We start from the raw sequence: 16210 nt of genomic DNA, 5'->3' as shown, positions 1-16210 counted from the left end.
CGCCCACGGTTCCGCTAGGCGCCATCACCACAGACCGCACAGCCCGGATCGCGCGGCAGCGCAAAGTGCCGCCACTGGCCGGTCAGCCCATCGAAGGTGGCAAGCCCCTGGTGCACCCGGCCGGCACCGCTCACCAGCTTGAGCGCCTCGAGTGCCTGGAAGCTGCCGATCAGCCCGACCAGCGGGGCGACCACGCCGTTCTCGGCGCAGCGCAGCTCGTCATCCGTTTCGCTGCCACTGCCCGGTGGATACAGGCAACCATAGCACGGCGACGCCGGATCCCGCGGATCGAATACCGCCAGTTGCCCGGAAAAACGAATGGCGGCGCCGGAGACCAGCGGCACCCCCGCCGCCCGGCAGGCTGCATTGACCGCGTAGCGACTGGCAAAGCGGTCCGTGCAGTCCAGCACCACATCGACACCGGCCACCGCTGCCCGCAACGCCTCGCCATCGAGGCGGTCGGCATGCGCCACGATCTCGACCTCCGGGTTGAGCGCCAGGCCGGCAGCGCGCCCCGATTCGGCCTTGGAACGGCCGATGTCGTCCATGCCATGGGCAATCTGTCGCTGCAGATTGGACAGCTCCACGCTGTCATCATCGGCCAGTGTCAGATGGCCCATGCCGGCCGCGGCCAGATACATGGCCACCGGCGACCCCAACCCGCCGACCCCGACCACCAGCGCGCGACCCTCCAGCAGGCGCTGCTGTCCTTCGATATCGATGGACTCGAGCATGATCTGGCGGCTGTAGCGCAACAGGGCCTGGTCATTCATGGTGCTCACTTGTCGTCGAACTCCTCGATATCGGGGACATGCAGTGACACATCTTCCTTGACCTCTTCCATCACCACATAGCTCTTGGACTCCTTGACCCCGGGCAGGGTCAGCACCACGTCGCCGAGCAACTGGCGGTAGGCCGACATCTCGGGAATCCGGCACTTGAGGATGTAGTCGAACTGCCCCGAGACCAGGTGACACTCCTGGATCTGTGGCAGGCTGGAAACGGCGCGCCGAAACTCGTCGAACACCGAGGGCGACTGGGTTTCCAGGCTGATCTCGACGAAGACCAGCAGGTTGGCCTTGAGCGCCCCGGGGTCGAGCAATGCCTTGTAACCACGGATCACGCCGGCCCGTTCCAGACGCTTGACGCGCTCCAGGCAGGGCGTGGTCGAGAGCCCGACCTGAGAAGCCAGGTCGACATAGGAAATACGGGCGTTGTCCTGCAGGCAACGCAGGATATTGAGATCGATGCGATCCAGCGAGCGGGCCTTGGTTTTCATTATCGTCCTGACACGCGATGGGCAAGGGTGTGGCGCCGGATGACAGAAAATCTGCCTGAACCCGCCGGGGGAAAAGCCGGGTTCATGGTCTTCCGTCATGCCAGACCGGCGACAAGAAGTAGAATTTGCTGGCAACAGATGTAACACAGGCGACCCTGCGGGCTCCAGTCCGCCCGGCTCAGGCGGAGCGACGCCCCAGGCTGACCCGCTCGTGCCCCGCCAGGTCCGGCTCGCTCATGACGGCCTCATAGCCACAGGTCTGCAGGGCCTCGCGGACCTCGGCACCCTGCTCGGCGCCATGTTCCAGCAGCAGCCAGCCGCCCGGCAGCAGCAGCCGGAACGAGGCCTCGACGAGGTGACGCAGGTCGGCCAGGCCAGCCTCGCCGGCCACCAGGGCCCCGCGCGGCTCGAAGCGCACGTCACCGCGTTCGAGGTGGGGATCGTCCGCGGCCAGATATGGCGGGTTGGCCACGATCATCGCCCAGCCGCTGTCCTCCAGCGCCGCGAACCAGTCGCCGACCACGAAGCGGGCGTTGGAGAGCGACAGCCGCCGGGCATTACGCTGCGCCAGCCGCACGGCGTCGGGATTGAGGTCGATGCCCAGCACCCGCCAGCCGGGGCGTTCACTGGCCACTGCCAGGGCCACGGCCCCGGTGCCGGTACCCAGATCCAGCAGGTGCCCCTCGTGCGCCGGCATGCGTGCCAGTGCCGCCGCCACCAGGGTTTCGGTGTCGGGGCGCGGAATCAGGGTACTCGGCGCCGTCAACAGCGGCAGTCCCCAGAACTCCCGCTCGCCGATCAGGTAGGCCACCGGCTGGCCGCCCGCCCGCGCGGCCACCAGGGCATCGAAGCGCGCCCGGGTAAAGGTGTCGGCCGAACGATCCCCCCAGGTATAGAGCCAGGTGCGGCCCACCCCCAGCACATGGCACAGCAGCACCTCGGCATCGCGTCGGGCACTCGGCGAACCGGCGTGCAACAAGCGGGCCGTGGCGCTTGTCAGCAAGGTGTCCAGGCGCATCAGGGCTCCTGTTGCAGGGCGGCCAGCTGTTCGGCCTGATATTCGTTGATCAGCGGTTCGATGACCTCGTCGAGCCCCTCGCCACTGACCACATCGTTGAGCTTGTACAGCGTCAGGTTGATGCGATGATCGGTCAGGCGTCCCTGAGGGAAGTTGTAGGTACGGATGCGCTCGCTGCGATCGCCGGAGCCCACCAGCGAACGCCGCTCGTCGGCCTGCTGCTGACGCTGACTGTCCTGTGCCGCCTGCTTGAGGCGAGCGGCGAGAAACGACATGGCCTTGGCGCGGTTCTTGTGCTGACTGCGCTCTTCCTGGCACTCGACCACCATGCCACTCGGCAGGTGGGTGATGCGGATCGCCGAGTCCGTGGTATTGACGTGCTGACCGCCGGCCCCGCTGGCGCGAAAGGTGTCGACCCTGAGGTCATTGCTGTCAAGCTCGACATCGCCGACCTCGGCAGCCTCGGGCATGACCGCCACCGTGCAGGCCGAGGTATGGATACGGCCCTGTGACTCGGTGGCCGGCACACGCTGCACCCGGTGCGCCCCGGACTCGAACTTCAGGCGCGCATAGACCCCTTCCCCACGCACGCGGGAAATCATTTCCTTGTAGCCGCCCTGGTCACCATGGCTGACACTGATGACCTCGACCTTCCAACCCTGCTGCTCGGCATAGCGCGAGTACATGCGGAAGAGGTCGCCGGCGAACAGCGCCGCCTCGTCTCCGCCGGTGCCGGCACGGATCTCCAGGAAGACATTGCTGTCGTCATCCGGGTCACGCGGCACCAGCAACTGCTTGAGACGCGCCTCCAGTGTCTCGAGTCTGTCCTGTGCGGCCGCGCGTTCCAGCTCGGCCAGCTCGCGCATCTCGGCGTCGGCATCGTCGGCCATGGCCTCGGCGGTCGCCATGTCTCCCTCGGCGGCCCGGTAGTCATGCCAGGTCGCCACCAGCTCCTCCAGCTCGGCATACTCACGCGAGTAACCACGGAAGCTGGCCTGGTCGGCGATCACGTCCGGGTCCGCCATCAGGGCGGCGAGCTCCTCGAAACGCTCGGCAAAGGAATCGAGGCGCTGGCGCAGGGAAGCTTTCATCTACAGGTCCTATCGAGATGGGTCAGAAGGTTCGTCCAGCAGCAGGTGCGCGGCGGCGTCCATCAGGTCACGGCGATCATCCGCGGCCGCATCGCGCAGCGCCAGGGTGGGCCGGTGAAGCAGCCGGTTGGTCAACTGATGCGCCAGACGGCGTACCACCTCTTCCGGGTCCTCGCCCCGGGCCAGGCGGGCCAGTGCCTGATCACGGGCTGCGTCGCGCAGCGACTCGCCGTGGGCACGCACATCCCGGATCAGCTCGCCGCCGCTGCGCAGGCGACGCTCATGTTGCCAGCGGTCGACGCCACTCTCGATCAGGGATTCGGCCTGATCGGCCTCGAGCTGGCGGTGGCGGCGATTTTCCGCAATGACTTCCTGGAGATCGTCCACCGTGTACAGGAAGACGTCTCCCAGCTCGCCGACCTCCGGCTCGATATCGCGTGGCACGGCAATATCGACCATGAACACCGGCCGGTGACGGCGCTTCTTCAGGGCACGTTCGACCATGCCCTTGCCCAGCACCGGCAGTGCCGAGGCCGTGGATGCGATGACGATGTCGGCACTGCTCAGCGCATCGGGCATCTCGTCCAGGGAAATCGCCTGCCCTCCCAGGGGCGCGGCCAGCTGGCTCGCGCGTTCCTGGGTTCGGTTGGCCACCGTCAGGCGGCGCACACCGGCCTCATGTAGATGGCGCGCCACCAGTTCGATGGTTTCCCCAGCCCCGACCAGCAGGGCCCGCGACTTGCCCAGATCATCGAAGATCCGACTCGCCAGACTCACCGCCGCATAGGCCACCGAGACCGGATTGCGGCCGATGCCGGTTTCGGTGCGCACCTGCTTGGCAACGGCAAAGGTCTGCTGAAAGAGCCCTTCGAGCTCACCACCCAGGCCCCGGGCATCGCGGGCCGCCTGATAGGCCTCCTTGAGCTGGCCCAGAATCTGCGGCTCGCCCAGCACCATGGAATCCAGGCCGACCGCCACGCGCATCAGGTGACGCGCCGCATCGGCCTCGAGAAAGTGATAGGCGCAGTGAGCCAGTGACTCGACGGGCATGTCATGAAATCGCCCCAGCCACTCATGCAGGGCCTGCTCGCCACCCTCGCCCGTCACGCAATACAGTTCGGTTCGGTTGCAGGTCGAAAGCACGGCTGCCTCATGCACCTGAGGCAGCTCGCGCAGCTCGCTCAACGCCTGTTCGAGCTGCGCCGGCGTGAAGGCGACCCGCTCGCGTACATCCAGCGTTGCGGTTCGATGATTGATTCCCAGAGCAACAAGCGTCATGCGTCGGAGTCTTAGCGGAAAGTGAGCCGGCAGCGTGCGGATGATGGAGTGGCGCCGCAGCCTACCCATTGTGTCGCCACGATGCCAGATTCTATCACAGCGCAGGGGCCAACGGCGCCTAGCTTGCGCCTCCTCCTTTGCCCAGCGCAGACAAGCCGTTATGCTGACGGCTCGACCTGTATACCGAGACTCGCATGTCCCGAGGACTTTTCAAGATTCGCGCCTGCTGCCGCTCCAGTGCCCCGTTCGGCCTGGTCATGATGCTGGCCAGCTGCCAGACCCTGCCCCCGGACCCGCCGCGCGAGGACCCGATGGCCAAGGCGCCCCCTGTCCAGCAGGGCCTGGATGCCGAGGGACTGTCTTCGCTGCTGCTCGCCGAGCTGGCCGGTCAGCGCGGCGATTACGGGCGTGCCAGTCGCGGCTACCTGGCCGGCGCCGAACGTTACGGCGCGGCCAGCCTGGCCAAGCGGGCCGCTCTGGCCGCGCGTTTCAGCGATGACCCGAGCCTCGTCGAAAAAGCCGCGCAACGCTGGCAACGCCTGGCCCCCGATGACACCGACCCCACCCGGCTGCTGGCCGACATCGCCATGCTGCAGGGTGACTGGGACACGGCGCTGGCTCACCAGCTGGCGATCATCGAGCAGGCACAAGCCGGCGAGGAAGGCGCACGGTCCCTGGTACCCTTCATCGAGTCGGCCGTGGAGGCCGGCGCGCCACCGGCGCCGCTGCTCGAGCGTCTGCGCAATCATGCTGCCGGCCCCGCGACACGCCATGACGTCGCGCTGGCCACCGCCCTGCTGGAATCCGCGAATGGCCTGCACGAAGTGGCGCGCCAGCGTCTGACACGCCTCGCCGAGGCGGCACCGCGTCTGCCCGGCCTGTGGCGCATTCGGGCCGCCGTGGCCCTCGAGGCCGGTCAGCCGCAACATGCCGAGGCCATGGCACGCCGCGGGCTCGACTACCTGCCGGGCGATCCGCGTCTGGTCCTGCTGCAGGCCCAGGCCGAAATTCGTCAAGGCAACATCCAGGCCGCCGAAGCCAGCACCGATGCCCTGCTGGAAGACCATGGCGACAACCCGGACCTGCGTCAGGCCCTGGCCCAGCTGTACCTGGAAGAGGGGCACACTGCCCCCGCTCGGCGCCTGCTGCTGCCACTGGCCGGCCGTGGCACGACGCCCGCGAGTGTCTTTCTGATGCTCGGCAGCATTGCCGAACAGCAAGGCGAGATCGATAACGCCCTCCTGTATTACCGGCAGGTTCCCGAAGGCGAGGACTTCCTGACGGCCAGGGCCAACGCCGCCCGCATGCTGTTCGATAACGACAGGCCCCAGGATGCCCGCACTTTCCTGCGCATCGAGCGACTACGCCATCCCCGGGAGGCACCCGGCCTCTTCTCCCTGGAGGTGGAATTATTGGCCAGCCAGGGCAGTACCGCCCAGGCCGATGCCCTCCTCGACCAGGCGATCGAGGCCCACCCGGACAGCACTCAGTTGCGTTATCAGCGGGCCATGCGGGCAGCACGCCGGGGGAACCTGAAGGTCATGGAAAGCGATCTGCGCAAGCTTCTCGATCAGCAGCCGGACAACGCCAATGCGCTGAACGCCCTGGGCTATACCCTGGCCGACCACGACCTCAAGAAGCGCCTGGACGAAGCCAGGCAGCTGATCGAGCGCGCACACCAGCTGGCGCCGAACGACCCGGCCATCCTCGACAGCATGGGCTGGGTACGCTATCGCCAGGGAGACCCCAAGGCCGCCCTGCCCTGGCTGGAACGCGCCTGGCAGGGCATGAAGGATCAGGAGGTCGCGGCCCATCTGATTGAAGTCCTGTGGCGGCTCGATCGCCGCGAGCGCGCCCGTGCCCTGCTCGAACAGGCCCGGCGGCGCTTCGCCTCACACCCCAGGATCGATGAGCTGCTGCAGCGGCTGCCCGAACTGGCACCATGATCGCTGACCCGCGCACCGGATGAATGCCGATGCAGTCATTGAAGACGAGGCTCCACGACGTCGAGCCTGACTGGAAAAAGGAAGCCACCATGCCATATCGCATTCTGCGCCTGGGCGCCTTGAGCCTGGGGCTGCTGCTTGTCGCGGGCTGCGCCAGCAAGGCGCCCACCTCCGGCGAGGTGGGACGCAGCCAGGGACAATGGGCAGCGCAACAGCAACGCCTCGACGAACTGCAAGGCTGGGAATTGCAGGGCAAGGTCGGCCTGCGCACACCGCAGGACTCCATCAGCGCCAACCTCGACTGGCTGCAGACGCCCTACTATTTCCGCATCCTGCTCAGCGGCCCCTTCGGCAGCGGGCGCAGCGTACTGAAAGGCCGCGAAGGCCGAGTCTCGCTGACCACCGGCGAAGGTCGCGCCGAAGCCGAGAGCCCCCAGGCCCTGATGCAGCAGGAACTGGGCTGGTCGCTGCCGATCTCCGCCCTGACCCAGTGGATGCGCGGCCTGCCTGCCGACCGCCCGCACGAGGTGCAAAAGGACGCGCTGGGCTTCCCGACGCTGCTCAAGCAGGATGGCTGGCGCATCGACTACCGTGCCTGGACACGCGTCGGCGAACTCTGGCTGCCGCGACGCCTGAAAATGACCTATGACGACCTGGACGTCACCCTGGTGGTAACACGCTGGCAGCCGGAATTCGCTGACGATGACTGAGACTTCCCGGCTGACCCTCCCGGCCCCGGCCAAGCTCAATCGCATGCTGCACATCATCGGCCGCCGGGACGACGGTTACCACCTGCTGCAGACGCTGTTCCAGTTCCTGGACCGGGGCGACACGCTCGACTTCGCGTGGCGCGACGATGGCCAGATTGTCCTCGACACCGAATTGCCCGAGGTGGCCAGCGACGACAACCTGGTGCGGCGCGCCGCCCGACGGCTGCAGCAACGGACGGGGACGTCTTGCGGCGCCCGGATCCGGCTGCACAAGACATTGCCCATGGGCGGCGGGCTCGGCGGCGGAAGCAGTGATGCCGCCACCACCCTGCATGGCCTCAACCGACTCTGGCGACTCGGCCTGACGACACCGGAACTGGCCGAGATCGGCCTCGGACTGGGGGCCGATGTCCCCGTCTTCGTTCACGGGCATGCCGCCTGGGGCGAAGGCATCGGCGAGCGGCTGACCCATGTGAAGCTCGACTGCCCCTGGTTCGTGGTCGTTCACCCCGGCGTCGGCGTCTCGACCCCGGCAGTCTTCAAGGCCCCGGAATTGACACGGAACACCCCCCCCATTACCATTACGCGCGCACTCCAAGGGGGAGCGGCGAGCTGGCGAAACGACTGCGAAGCCACGGTCAGACGACTTTATCCAGACGTCGCCAGGGCACTGGACTGGCTTGGCTCGAAAGCGCCATCAATGCTGACCGGCACGGGCGCCTGCGTATTTGCCCGACTGGACAGCCGGGAAGCCGCCGAGTCACTGGCTGGCGAGCTTCCCGCGTCATGGCAGGCGTTCGTGGCCCGCGGCCTCAACCGCTCCCCCTTGCAGGATGCCCTGGATCCATGAGCGTTCGCCGAGGCGACGCCAGCCCGATCCGGAGCGGCGAGTTGCTGGGGTATCGCCAAGTGGTAAGGCACTGGTTTTTGGTATCAGCATGCGCAGGTTCGAATCCTGCTACCCCAGCCATTTTCCGCCGGGAAAGGCCAGATCCGACATACTGAAGACCCAACACTGCAAAGGTGGCTGCGCGTGTCAAAATTGATGGTTTTCGCCGGGAACGCCAACCCCGAACTCGCCCAAAAGGTCGCCGAGAGCCTGGATAACCGATTAGGTCATGCCACCGTCGGACAGTTCAGCGACGGCGAAGTCGCGGTCGAGATCAACGAGAACGTGCGCGGCAAGGATGTCTTCATCCTGCAGCCAACCTGCGAACCGACCAATGACAACCTGATGGAATTGATCCTGATGGTTGATGCCCTGCGCCGCGCCTCCGCCGCCAGGGTTACCGCCGTTGTCCCCTACTTCGGCTATGCCCGCCAGGATCGCCGCGTGCGCTCCGCCCGTGTGCCCATCTCGGCCAAGATCGTGGCCGACATGATGGTCAAGGCCGGCGTCGACCGGGTGATGACCATGGACCTGCACGCCGATCAGATACAGGGCTTTTTCGACGTTCCGGTGGACAACGTCTACGGCTCGCCGATCCTGCTCGATGACATCGAGCGCCAGAACTACGACGACCTGGTCGTCGTGTCGCCGGACGTCGGCGGTGTGGTGCGCGCACGCGCCATTGCCAAGCAGCTCAATGCCGACCTGGCGATCATCGACAAGCGCCGGCCCCAGGCCAACCAGGCACAGGTCATGCACATCATCGGCGAAATCCAGGACCGCACCTGCGTGGTCGTCGATGACATGATCGATACCGCCGGCACCCTGTGCAAAGCCGGCGAGGCGCTCAAGGATCACGGCGCCTGCCGCGTGGTGGCCTACGCCACCCACCCGATCCTGTCGGGGCCGGCGGTCGACAACATCAGTGGCTCGGTACTCGACGAAGTCGTGGTATCCGATACCATCCCGCTGTCCGAACACGCGCGCCGCAGCGGCAAGATCCGGCAGCTCAGCGTCGCCGGCCTGATCGCCGAAGCGATCCGCCGCGTCAGCAACGAAGAATCCGTCAGCGCCATGTTCCACTGAGGCGATCCTCAGCCAGCATGACGCCGGAAAGCGCCCTCCGGGGCACCTGAGAGCGTCAGAGATTGGTCGCGATCTCTGGCGCTCTTGTTATCTTTCAGCAAGAGGCAACATCATGTCCGACTATACCCTCACCGCCAGCGTTCGCAACGACCTGGGGAAAGGTGCGAGCCGCCGCCTGCGTCGTGCGAACGAACAAGTGCCTGCCATCATCTATGGTGGCGACAAGGCACCGCAGGCCATCGCCGTCGACAAGACCGTCTTCTACAAGTCGATCGAGGAAGAGGCCTTCTTCTCTTCACTGATCAACCTCGAAGTCGACGGCAAGCCGCAGCAGGTCGTGGTCCGTGACCTCCAGCGCCATCCCTACAAGCCGCTGGTCACGCACGCCGACTTCATGCGCGTCGATGCCACCCACGAGATCACCATGCGTGTCCCGCTGCACGTTGTTGGCCAGGAAGATTCCAAGGCCATCAAGGAGCAGGATGGTGAGCTTCACCAGCTGGCCAACGACGTCGAGATCAGCTGCCTGCCGAAGGACCTGCCCGACTATCTCGAAGTCAACATCGCCGACCTCGAGATCGGTGCGACGCTGCATCTCTCCGACATCCAGGTGCCGGCCGGCGTGACCGTCGTCGAGCTGTCCCACGGCGAAGACCATGACCAGGCCATCGTCAACGTGACCAAGGCCAAGGTCATGCAGACCGAGGAAGAAGAAGCCGAAGACACCGACGCCTCTGCCGAGGAAGGCCAGGCCGACGGCGGTGCCAAGGGCGACGACGAGGAAGAAGACAGCAAGGAGTAAGCGCCTGTCGACTTCCTGGGGCCACTTCGGTGGCCCCTTTCGTTTGTCCTCCCGCTCGCTCGACGCCTGCTTTGCCCGCCGCCTGCCCGCGGGTAGCGCGCAAAGCATGCGTTTCATTCGCCCTCGAGGATCTCGCCGGAGACACGCCATGGCACGCATCAAGGCCCTGATCGGACTCGCCAACCCCGGCGACCAGTACGCCGCCACGCGCCACAATGCCGGCGCCTGGCTGGTCGAGAGTGTCGCCCGGGAGGCCGGCACCAGCCTGCGCCCGGAGAAGAAGTTCCTGGGGCTCTATGCCAAGGCCATGGTCGACGGTCAGGAGCTCCACCTGCTGGTCCCGACCACCTACATGAATCGCTCCGGTGGCGCCGTGGCCGCCCTCGCCAACTTCTTCAAGCTGTCGCCCGAGGAACTCCTCGTCGCGCACGATGAACTCGACCTGGCACCGGGCTGTGCCCGCTACAAGCAGGGCGGCGGCCATGGTGGACACAACGGCCTGCGCGACATCGCCCGCGCCCTGGGCAACGCTAACACCTTTCAACGCGCCCGCATCGGCATCGGCCACCCCGGCCACGCCAGCCAGGTGACCCAGTACGTGCTGAACCGCCCCGGCAAGCAGGAACGCCACGCCATCGACGACGCCATCAGCGAATGCCGCGCCACCCTGCCCGACGCCATCAGCGGGGAATGGCACCGCGCCATGCAGCGGTTGCACAGCTTTTCAGCCAACAGCTGAAAAGGGTGAGGCGTGAGGGGTAAGCCGTAAGCCGTAAGCCAGAAAACTTTCTGCCCCCGGTGAGCCAAGATTTTCCTTACCGCTTAAAGCTTACAGCTTATAGCTCCCGGTGCAGCCGGGCGGTTTTTTCTTACCGCTTAAAGCTTAAGGCTTACAGCTCGGTCGCGTAGAATACCGGCCATCACATTTCCGAACACCTTTCCAGGATGCTCTCATGGGTTTCAACTGCGGTATCGTCGGCCTGCCCAATGTCGGCAAATCGACCCTTTTCAATGCCCTGACCAAATCAGGCATCGACGCTGAAAACTTCCCGTTCTGCACCATCGAGCCCAACGTGGGTATCGTGCCGATGCCGGATCCGCGCCTGGACAAGCTGGCGAGCATGGTCAAGCCCCACAAGGTGATTCCCACCACCATGGAGTTCGTCGATATCGCCGGCCTGGTCGCGGGGGCATCCAAGGGTGAGGGCCTCGGCAACCAGTTCCTGGCCAATATCCGCGAGACCCAGGCGATCGCCCATGTGGTGCGCTGCTTCGAGAACGACAATGTCATCCACGTCGCCAACGAAGTGGATCCCAAGGCCGATATCGAGACCATCAATCTCGAGCTGGCGCTGGCCGATCTGGACACCGTCGAGCGCGCCAGCCAGCGCCTGGCACGCGTGGTCAAGGGCGGCGACAAGGAGGCCATTACCACCAAGGCCCTGCTCGACCGCATTCATCCGCACCTGGCCGAAGGCCAGCCACTGCGCAGCTTCGGCCTGGACGATGACGAAAAGCATCAGCTCAAGAGTTACGGCCTGCTGACGCTCAAGCCGACGATGTACATTGCCAACGTCAACGAGGACGGCTTCGACGACAACCCTTACCTGGATACCGTCAGGGCCATCGCCGAGGAAGAAGGAGCCGTGGTGGTACCGGTCTGCAACCAGATCGAGGCGGAGATCGCCGAACTCGATGACGAAGAACGCGCCATGTTCCTCGACGAGATGGGCATGGCGGAACCCGGCCTGGATCGCGTGATCCGTGCCGGCTATGCCCTGCTCGGGCTGCAGACCTACTTCACCGCCGGCGTCCAGGAAGTCCGCGCCTGGACGGTCAAGATCGGGGCCACGGCGCCGGAAGCCGCCGGTGCCATCCACACCGACTTCCAGAAGGGCTTCATCCGCGCCGAGGTTATCGCCTACGACGACTATGTCAGCCTGGGCGGCGAACAGGGCGCCAAGGATGCCGGCAAGTGGCGGCTCGAGGGCAAGGAGTATGTACTCTCGGACGGTGACGTCATCCACTTCCGCTTCAATGTCTAGGGATCCGCTTGACGAGCCCCGGCATCATGCGTATCATTCGCCTCCGTTGTCGGCTACGTAGCTCAGCTGGTTAGAGCACATCACTCATAATGATGGGGTCCCCTGTTCGAATCAGGGCGTAGCCACCAGAACACCGAAAAGCCCGCCTGGTTCGCCCGGCGGGCTTTTTGCGTTTCTCGCCACGAGTTTCGAGATGCGAGCAACAAGTGCCGAACATGAGCCACACACCCCGAGCTGGCTGCCAACAGCTCGTTACTCGTTTCTCGCTATTCGCCACTCGCGCGCTTACAGCTCCTCCCGCTCGACGAAGGCGGTCAGCACCCGGGTCAGGTAATCGACGTCCCGTACGCCGGCCGTCTCGCGGATCGAGTGCATGGCCCACTGTGGCACGCCCACATCCAGAGTCGGTACGCCGAGCTCGGTGGACGTGATCGGCCCGATGGTGCTGCCACAGCCCATATCGGCGCGCGTGACGAAGGTCTGCACCGGCACGTCGGCCTGGCGGCACAGGTCGCGGAACATGGCCGAGGTGTCACTGTTGGTGGCATAACGCTGGTTGGCATTGACCTTGATCACCGGGCCGCCGTTGATGGCCGGGCCGTGGGCCGCGTCATGCTTGTCCCGGAAGTTCGGGTGCAGGGCATGGGCATTGTCACAGGAAATCAGCCGCGAGGACTGGATCAGACGAATGAAGCCTTCCTCCCCGGGCTCGCCGAGGGCGGCATTGACCCGCTTGAGCACATCGCCGAGGAAGGGGCCCTGGGCGCCACAGGCACTGGCACTGCCAACCTCTTCGTGATCATTGGCGACCAGCACGGCGCCCTGGCGCCCATCGCTGTCCAGCAACGCTTCCAGCCCGATGAAGCACGACAGCAGGTTGTCGAGTCGCGCACTGGCGATCAGCTCGCCATCGACACCGACGCGAGACGGTGGCTGGACGTCATACAGGGCCAGCTCGAAATCGATGATCTCCACCCCCTCCAGGCCGTGCTGGTCGGCAATCCAGCTGCGCAGCAGACGGTCCAGATCGGCATCCTCGCCCCCCTGCAGGAGCACTGGCGGCATCTCGGTCTGCGGGTTGATGGAGCGGCCATTGTTGGCGTCGCGATCCAGGTGGATCGCCAGGCTGGGCACAATGGCCAGGGGTTGCTCGACGTTGAGCTTCACCCCTTCCAGCCGACCATCGTCATGCCGCACGTGAACCCGCCCGGCAAGCCCCAGATCACGATCGTACCAGGGGGCCAGCAAGGCCCCGCCATAGACCTCGATCCCCAGCTGCAACCAGCCCGCCGCGACCTGGGGCGCCTGCGGCTTTAGCCTTAGCCCGGGGCTATCGGTGTGCGCGCCGATCATCCGCAGGGCCTCCAGGGGGCCGTGGGGCAGCTGCAAGGCGATCAGCGAGGAGTCGTTGCGGGTGATGTAGACACGTTCGCCCGGCTCGAGCTGCCAGGCGGCCGTTTCATCGAGGCGGCGGAAGCCGGCGGCTTCCAGACGCTCGACCATGTTGGCCGTGGCGTGCCAGGGCGTCGGCGAGCGACGCAGGAAATCGAGCAAACGCTCCAGTCGAGCATTCTGGGTCATGGGATCCTCTTCACGAAACATCGGGCGACTGGCAAAAAATCGGTGAATTCAAGGGACATTCTACAGGGGGTCTTGGCATCTCGCAGGAACTGCTACAATGCTCGTTCGGTCGACTGACCCGGGAGCTGGGTCGCCATCCAGTTAGACAGAGTGTACATGATTCAGGGAGTGCTTCATTGATGAGCCTGTTTGCCACCCTGGGGCGCGTATCGGCCCTGGTCCTGCTGCTGGTCGCCGGTCCGGCACTGGCCGACCTCTCGCCCAGCGATGCTCAACGCCAGACCGCCGAGGAAGTTGCCGACTCCCTGCTCGATGGCCACTATGCGGATATCGAACTCGATGATGAGTGGTCCCGACGCGCCTTCCAGCGCTACCTGGACGTTCTGGATGGCCAACGCGCCTACCTGCTGCGCCGAGACATCAAGGACTTCCGTCGCTGCGTACCGGCCTGGACGAGACCGTGCTCGAGGGCGAGCTGGGCACAGCCTTCGACCTCCACGAACGCTACCAGCAACGCGTCGAGGAGCGTCTCGAGTGGCTACTGGCCCGACTCGACAAGGGCCTGGATTTCACGTTCGAGGGACATCAGCGGCTCGCGCTGGATCGCTCAGACACGCCTTGGGCCAGCAGCGAGGCCGAGCTGGATAAACTCTGGACCAAACGCCTCAAGAATGCCGCGTTACAACTGACGATCAATCGTCAGGATGCCCAGGAACGTGAGGCTGACAATGCCTCGGACAGCGCAGATTCCGCAGACAGCACTTCTGGCGAGGCTGTCGAGCAGCAGAAGACCATCGAGGAAACCCTGCGTGAACGTTACGAGGCGCAGCTCAACCGCGTGCGCCAGACCAAGACCGAAGATGTCTTCAACCTATTGATGACGGCGGTCACCGATACCATTGACCCGCACACCAGCTACATGTCACCTCGCGAAAGCGAGGATTTCGACATCCAGATGAAGCTTTCCCTGGAAGGAATCGGGGCCTTGCTCCAGGCGGACGGGGAATACGTCAAGGTCTCGAGCCTGGTACCCGGCGGGCCGGCGGAAAAAGCCGGCGTGCTCAAGCCTGCCGACCGCATCATCGGCGTCGGTCAGGAAGGCGAGGAAGTCGTCAACGTGGTTGGCATGCGGCTGGACGAAGTGGTCGACATGATACGCGGGCCCAAGGGCTCCGTCGTCAAGCTGGAAATCGTCCCCGGCCAGGCCATGGACATGACCCGTTCCAAGGTCATCGAGATCACACGGGATACCGTCAAGCTGGAGGATCAGGCCGCCCAGAGCGAGGTAGTGGAAGTTGAGCGCGACGACGGCACGCACCGTGTCGGTGTGATCGAGGTACCGGCCTTCTACGTGGATTTCGAAGCCTGGCAGGCCGGCAAGGAAGATTATCGCAGCACCACCCGCGATGTTGCCAAGGAGGTCAAGAAGCTGCGTGACCAGAATGTCGAGGGCATCGTGCTCGACCTGCGCAACAATGGCGGTGGCGCCCTCCAGGAGGCCAACTCCATGCTCGGTCTGTTCATCGATCGCGGCCCCACGGTTCAGGTGCGCGATGCTCAGGGGCGCATCAACCTCTACGGCGATACCAACAGCGGCACCCTCTATGACGGCCCGCTGGTGGTGCTCGTCAACCGTCTCTCGGCATCCGCATCGGAAATCTTCGCCGGCGCCATCCAGGATTACGGACGCGGCCTGGTCGTCGGCAGCAACACCTTCGGCAAAGGCACGGTTCAGACACTCAACGAACTCAACCAGGGGCAGATCAAGCTGACCCGGGCCAAGTTCTACCGCATCTCGGGTGACAGCACCCAGAACCGGGGCGTCGCACCGGATATCGAGTTCCCTTCCCTGGTCGACCCGGAGACCATCGGCGAAAGCAGCCTGGACAACGCCCTGGCCTGGGATAGCGTACGCAAGGTGCAGTATCGCCAATATGGTGAGCCGCGCCGCTTTCTGGGGACCCTGCGGCAGCGCCACGAGCAACGTGCCGAGGAACGCCCCAACTTTCATTACCTGGAAGAACGTGCAGAGCTGGCCGAGCGGCTGCGTGAGCAGCACACCAGCGTCAGCCTCAATCTGGAGCAGCGGCGTCAGGAGACCCAGGCACGCGAGGCCGCACAGCTCGCCCTGGAGAACGAAAGGCGCGACGCCCTGGGCCTGGAGCCGCTGGACGACTGGATCGACAGTCGCAAACAGGATGACAAGGACGATGTCCAGCCACTCGAGCGCGCCCCACTCATCGAGTCGGCCCAGATTCTGCTCGACTATTCACGACTGAAAAGCGGCATCCAGTTTGCCGAACACGACGACTGATTGCCCTGCAGCTATTCTCGGGACAACTCAATGAATCGTGACATCACGCCGGCCTCAGGGTCGGCGTTTTACTGCACAGGTAGAAAAGGCGCTCGCGGCTCGACGCGGTGAGCTACCAGCATGCTGGACGGTTCAGACGAATGGCATCGAGGCAACGACGCACAGCAGCAT

13 protein-coding genes, 2 tRNA genes and 1 pseudogene are annotated in these 16210 nt (G+C 65.1%); 10 read left to right on the top strand and 6 right to left on the bottom strand.

What is annotated here, in order from left to right:
• Nucleotides 1–14: 14 nt before the first annotated feature.
• The 5 genes from HHA01_RS05550 to hemA all read right to left on the bottom strand — a co-directional run bounded on the left by HHA01_RS05550 (nucleotide 15) and on the right by hemA (nucleotide 4666).
• A complete protein-coding gene (locus tag HHA01_RS05550) occupies nucleotides 15–773 on the bottom strand; it encodes a HesA/MoeB/ThiF family protein (RefSeq protein ID WP_141318635.1) in 759 nt (252 codons plus the stop codon).
• Between the two features lie 5 nt (nucleotides 774–778).
• Complete coding sequence (locus HHA01_RS05545; RefSeq protein WP_141318561.1) at nucleotides 779–1279, bottom strand: Lrp/AsnC ligand binding domain-containing protein; 501 nt, start codon at nucleotides 1277–1279, stop codon at nucleotides 779–781.
• Between the two features lie 178 nt (nucleotides 1280–1457).
• A complete protein-coding gene (gene prmC / locus HHA01_RS05540) occupies nucleotides 1458–2297 on the bottom strand; it encodes a peptide chain release factor N(5)-glutamine methyltransferase (RefSeq protein ID WP_141318559.1) in 840 nt (279 codons plus the stop codon).
• Nucleotides 2297–3388 (bottom strand): peptide chain release factor 1, encoded by a 1092-nt coding sequence (gene prfA / locus HHA01_RS05535; protein WP_141318557.1) that lies wholly within the window; start codon nucleotides 3386–3388, stop codon nucleotides 2297–2299. Before prfA ends, prmC begins: the two co-directional genes overlap by 1 nt.
• A 9-nt stretch (nucleotides 3389–3397) precedes the next feature.
• A complete protein-coding gene (gene hemA / locus HHA01_RS05530; RefSeq protein ID WP_141318555.1) occupies nucleotides 3398–4666 on the bottom strand; it encodes a glutamyl-tRNA reductase in 1269 nt (422 codons plus the stop codon).
• Between the two features lie 194 nt (nucleotides 4667–4860).
• Here hemA and HHA01_RS05525 point away from each other — a divergent pair, with 194 nt between their 5' ends.
• The 9 genes from HHA01_RS05525 (at nucleotide 4861) to HHA01_RS05485 (ending at nucleotide 12272) form a co-directional block, all read left to right on the top strand.
• Nucleotides 4861–6612, top strand: a complete 1752-nt coding sequence (locus HHA01_RS05525) for a tetratricopeptide repeat protein (protein WP_246053822.1) — start codon at nucleotides 4861–4863, stop codon at nucleotides 6610–6612.
• A gap of 89 nt (nucleotides 6613–6701) precedes the next feature.
• The gene (lolB, locus tag HHA01_RS05520; RefSeq protein ID WP_141318553.1) at nucleotides 6702–7322 is read left to right on the top strand and encodes a lipoprotein insertase outer membrane protein LolB; all 621 of its coding nucleotides are present in this window, start codon (nucleotides 6702–6704) and stop codon (nucleotides 7320–7322) included.
• Nucleotides 7315–8172 carry a 4-(cytidine 5'-diphospho)-2-C-methyl-D-erythritol kinase gene (gene ispE, locus HHA01_RS05515; RefSeq protein WP_141318551.1) on the top strand — a complete coding sequence of 286 codons (858 nt, stop codon included), beginning with the start codon at nucleotides 7315–7317 and terminating at the stop codon, nucleotides 8170–8172. The genes lolB and ispE overlap by 8 nt, the downstream gene beginning before the upstream one ends.
• A 45-nt stretch (nucleotides 8173–8217) precedes the next feature.
• Nucleotides 8218–8292: transfer RNA gene (locus HHA01_RS05510), tRNA-Gln, on the top strand.
• Nucleotides 8293–8355: 63 nt separating this feature from the next.
• Entirely contained in the window at nucleotides 8356–9297 is a 942-nt protein-coding gene (locus HHA01_RS05505) for a ribose-phosphate pyrophosphokinase (protein ID WP_170214838.1), read from the top strand.
• 112 nt (nucleotides 9298–9409) lie between these two features.
• Entirely contained in the window at nucleotides 9410–10099 is a 690-nt protein-coding gene (locus HHA01_RS05500) for a 50S ribosomal protein L25/general stress protein Ctc (protein ID WP_141318549.1), read from the top strand.
• Between the two features lie 148 nt (nucleotides 10100–10247).
• Nucleotides 10248–10838: an aminoacyl-tRNA hydrolase gene (pth, locus tag HHA01_RS05495; protein ID WP_141318546.1), complete on the top strand. Its 591-nt coding sequence runs from the start codon at nucleotides 10248–10250 to the stop codon at nucleotides 10836–10838.
• Nucleotides 10839–11052: 214 nt separating this feature from the next.
• The gene (gene ychF, locus HHA01_RS05490; protein ID WP_141318544.1) at nucleotides 11053–12144 is read left to right on the top strand and encodes a redox-regulated ATPase YchF; all 1092 of its coding nucleotides are present in this window, start codon (nucleotides 11053–11055) and stop codon (nucleotides 12142–12144) included.
• A 51-nt stretch (nucleotides 12145–12195) separates the two neighbouring features.
• Nucleotides 12196–12272, top strand: a tRNA-Met gene (locus HHA01_RS05485).
• Nucleotides 12273–12429: 157 nt separating this feature from the next.
• Here the strand turns inward: HHA01_RS05485 and HHA01_RS05480 are convergent.
• Nucleotides 12430–13725, bottom strand: coding sequence for a M18 family aminopeptidase (locus HHA01_RS05480; protein ID WP_141318542.1), 1296 nt, complete (start codon nucleotides 13723–13725; stop codon nucleotides 12430–12432).
• A 179-nt stretch (nucleotides 13726–13904) separates the two neighbouring features.
• Here HHA01_RS05480 and HHA01_RS05475 point away from each other — a divergent pair.
• Nucleotides 13905–16039 (top strand): annotated as a pseudogene (locus tag HHA01_RS05475) (carboxy terminal-processing peptidase).
• Nucleotides 16040–16210: the final 171 nt, after the last annotated feature.

The organism is Halomonas halmophila, from assembly GCF_006540005.1.
In the GTDB taxonomy this organism is placed as follows: domain Bacteria; phylum Pseudomonadota; class Gammaproteobacteria; order Pseudomonadales; family Halomonadaceae; genus Halomonas; species Halomonas halmophila.
The sequence above is the reverse complement of the archived record's forward strand: the minus strand, read 5'-3'. Positions and strand labels throughout refer to the sequence as shown.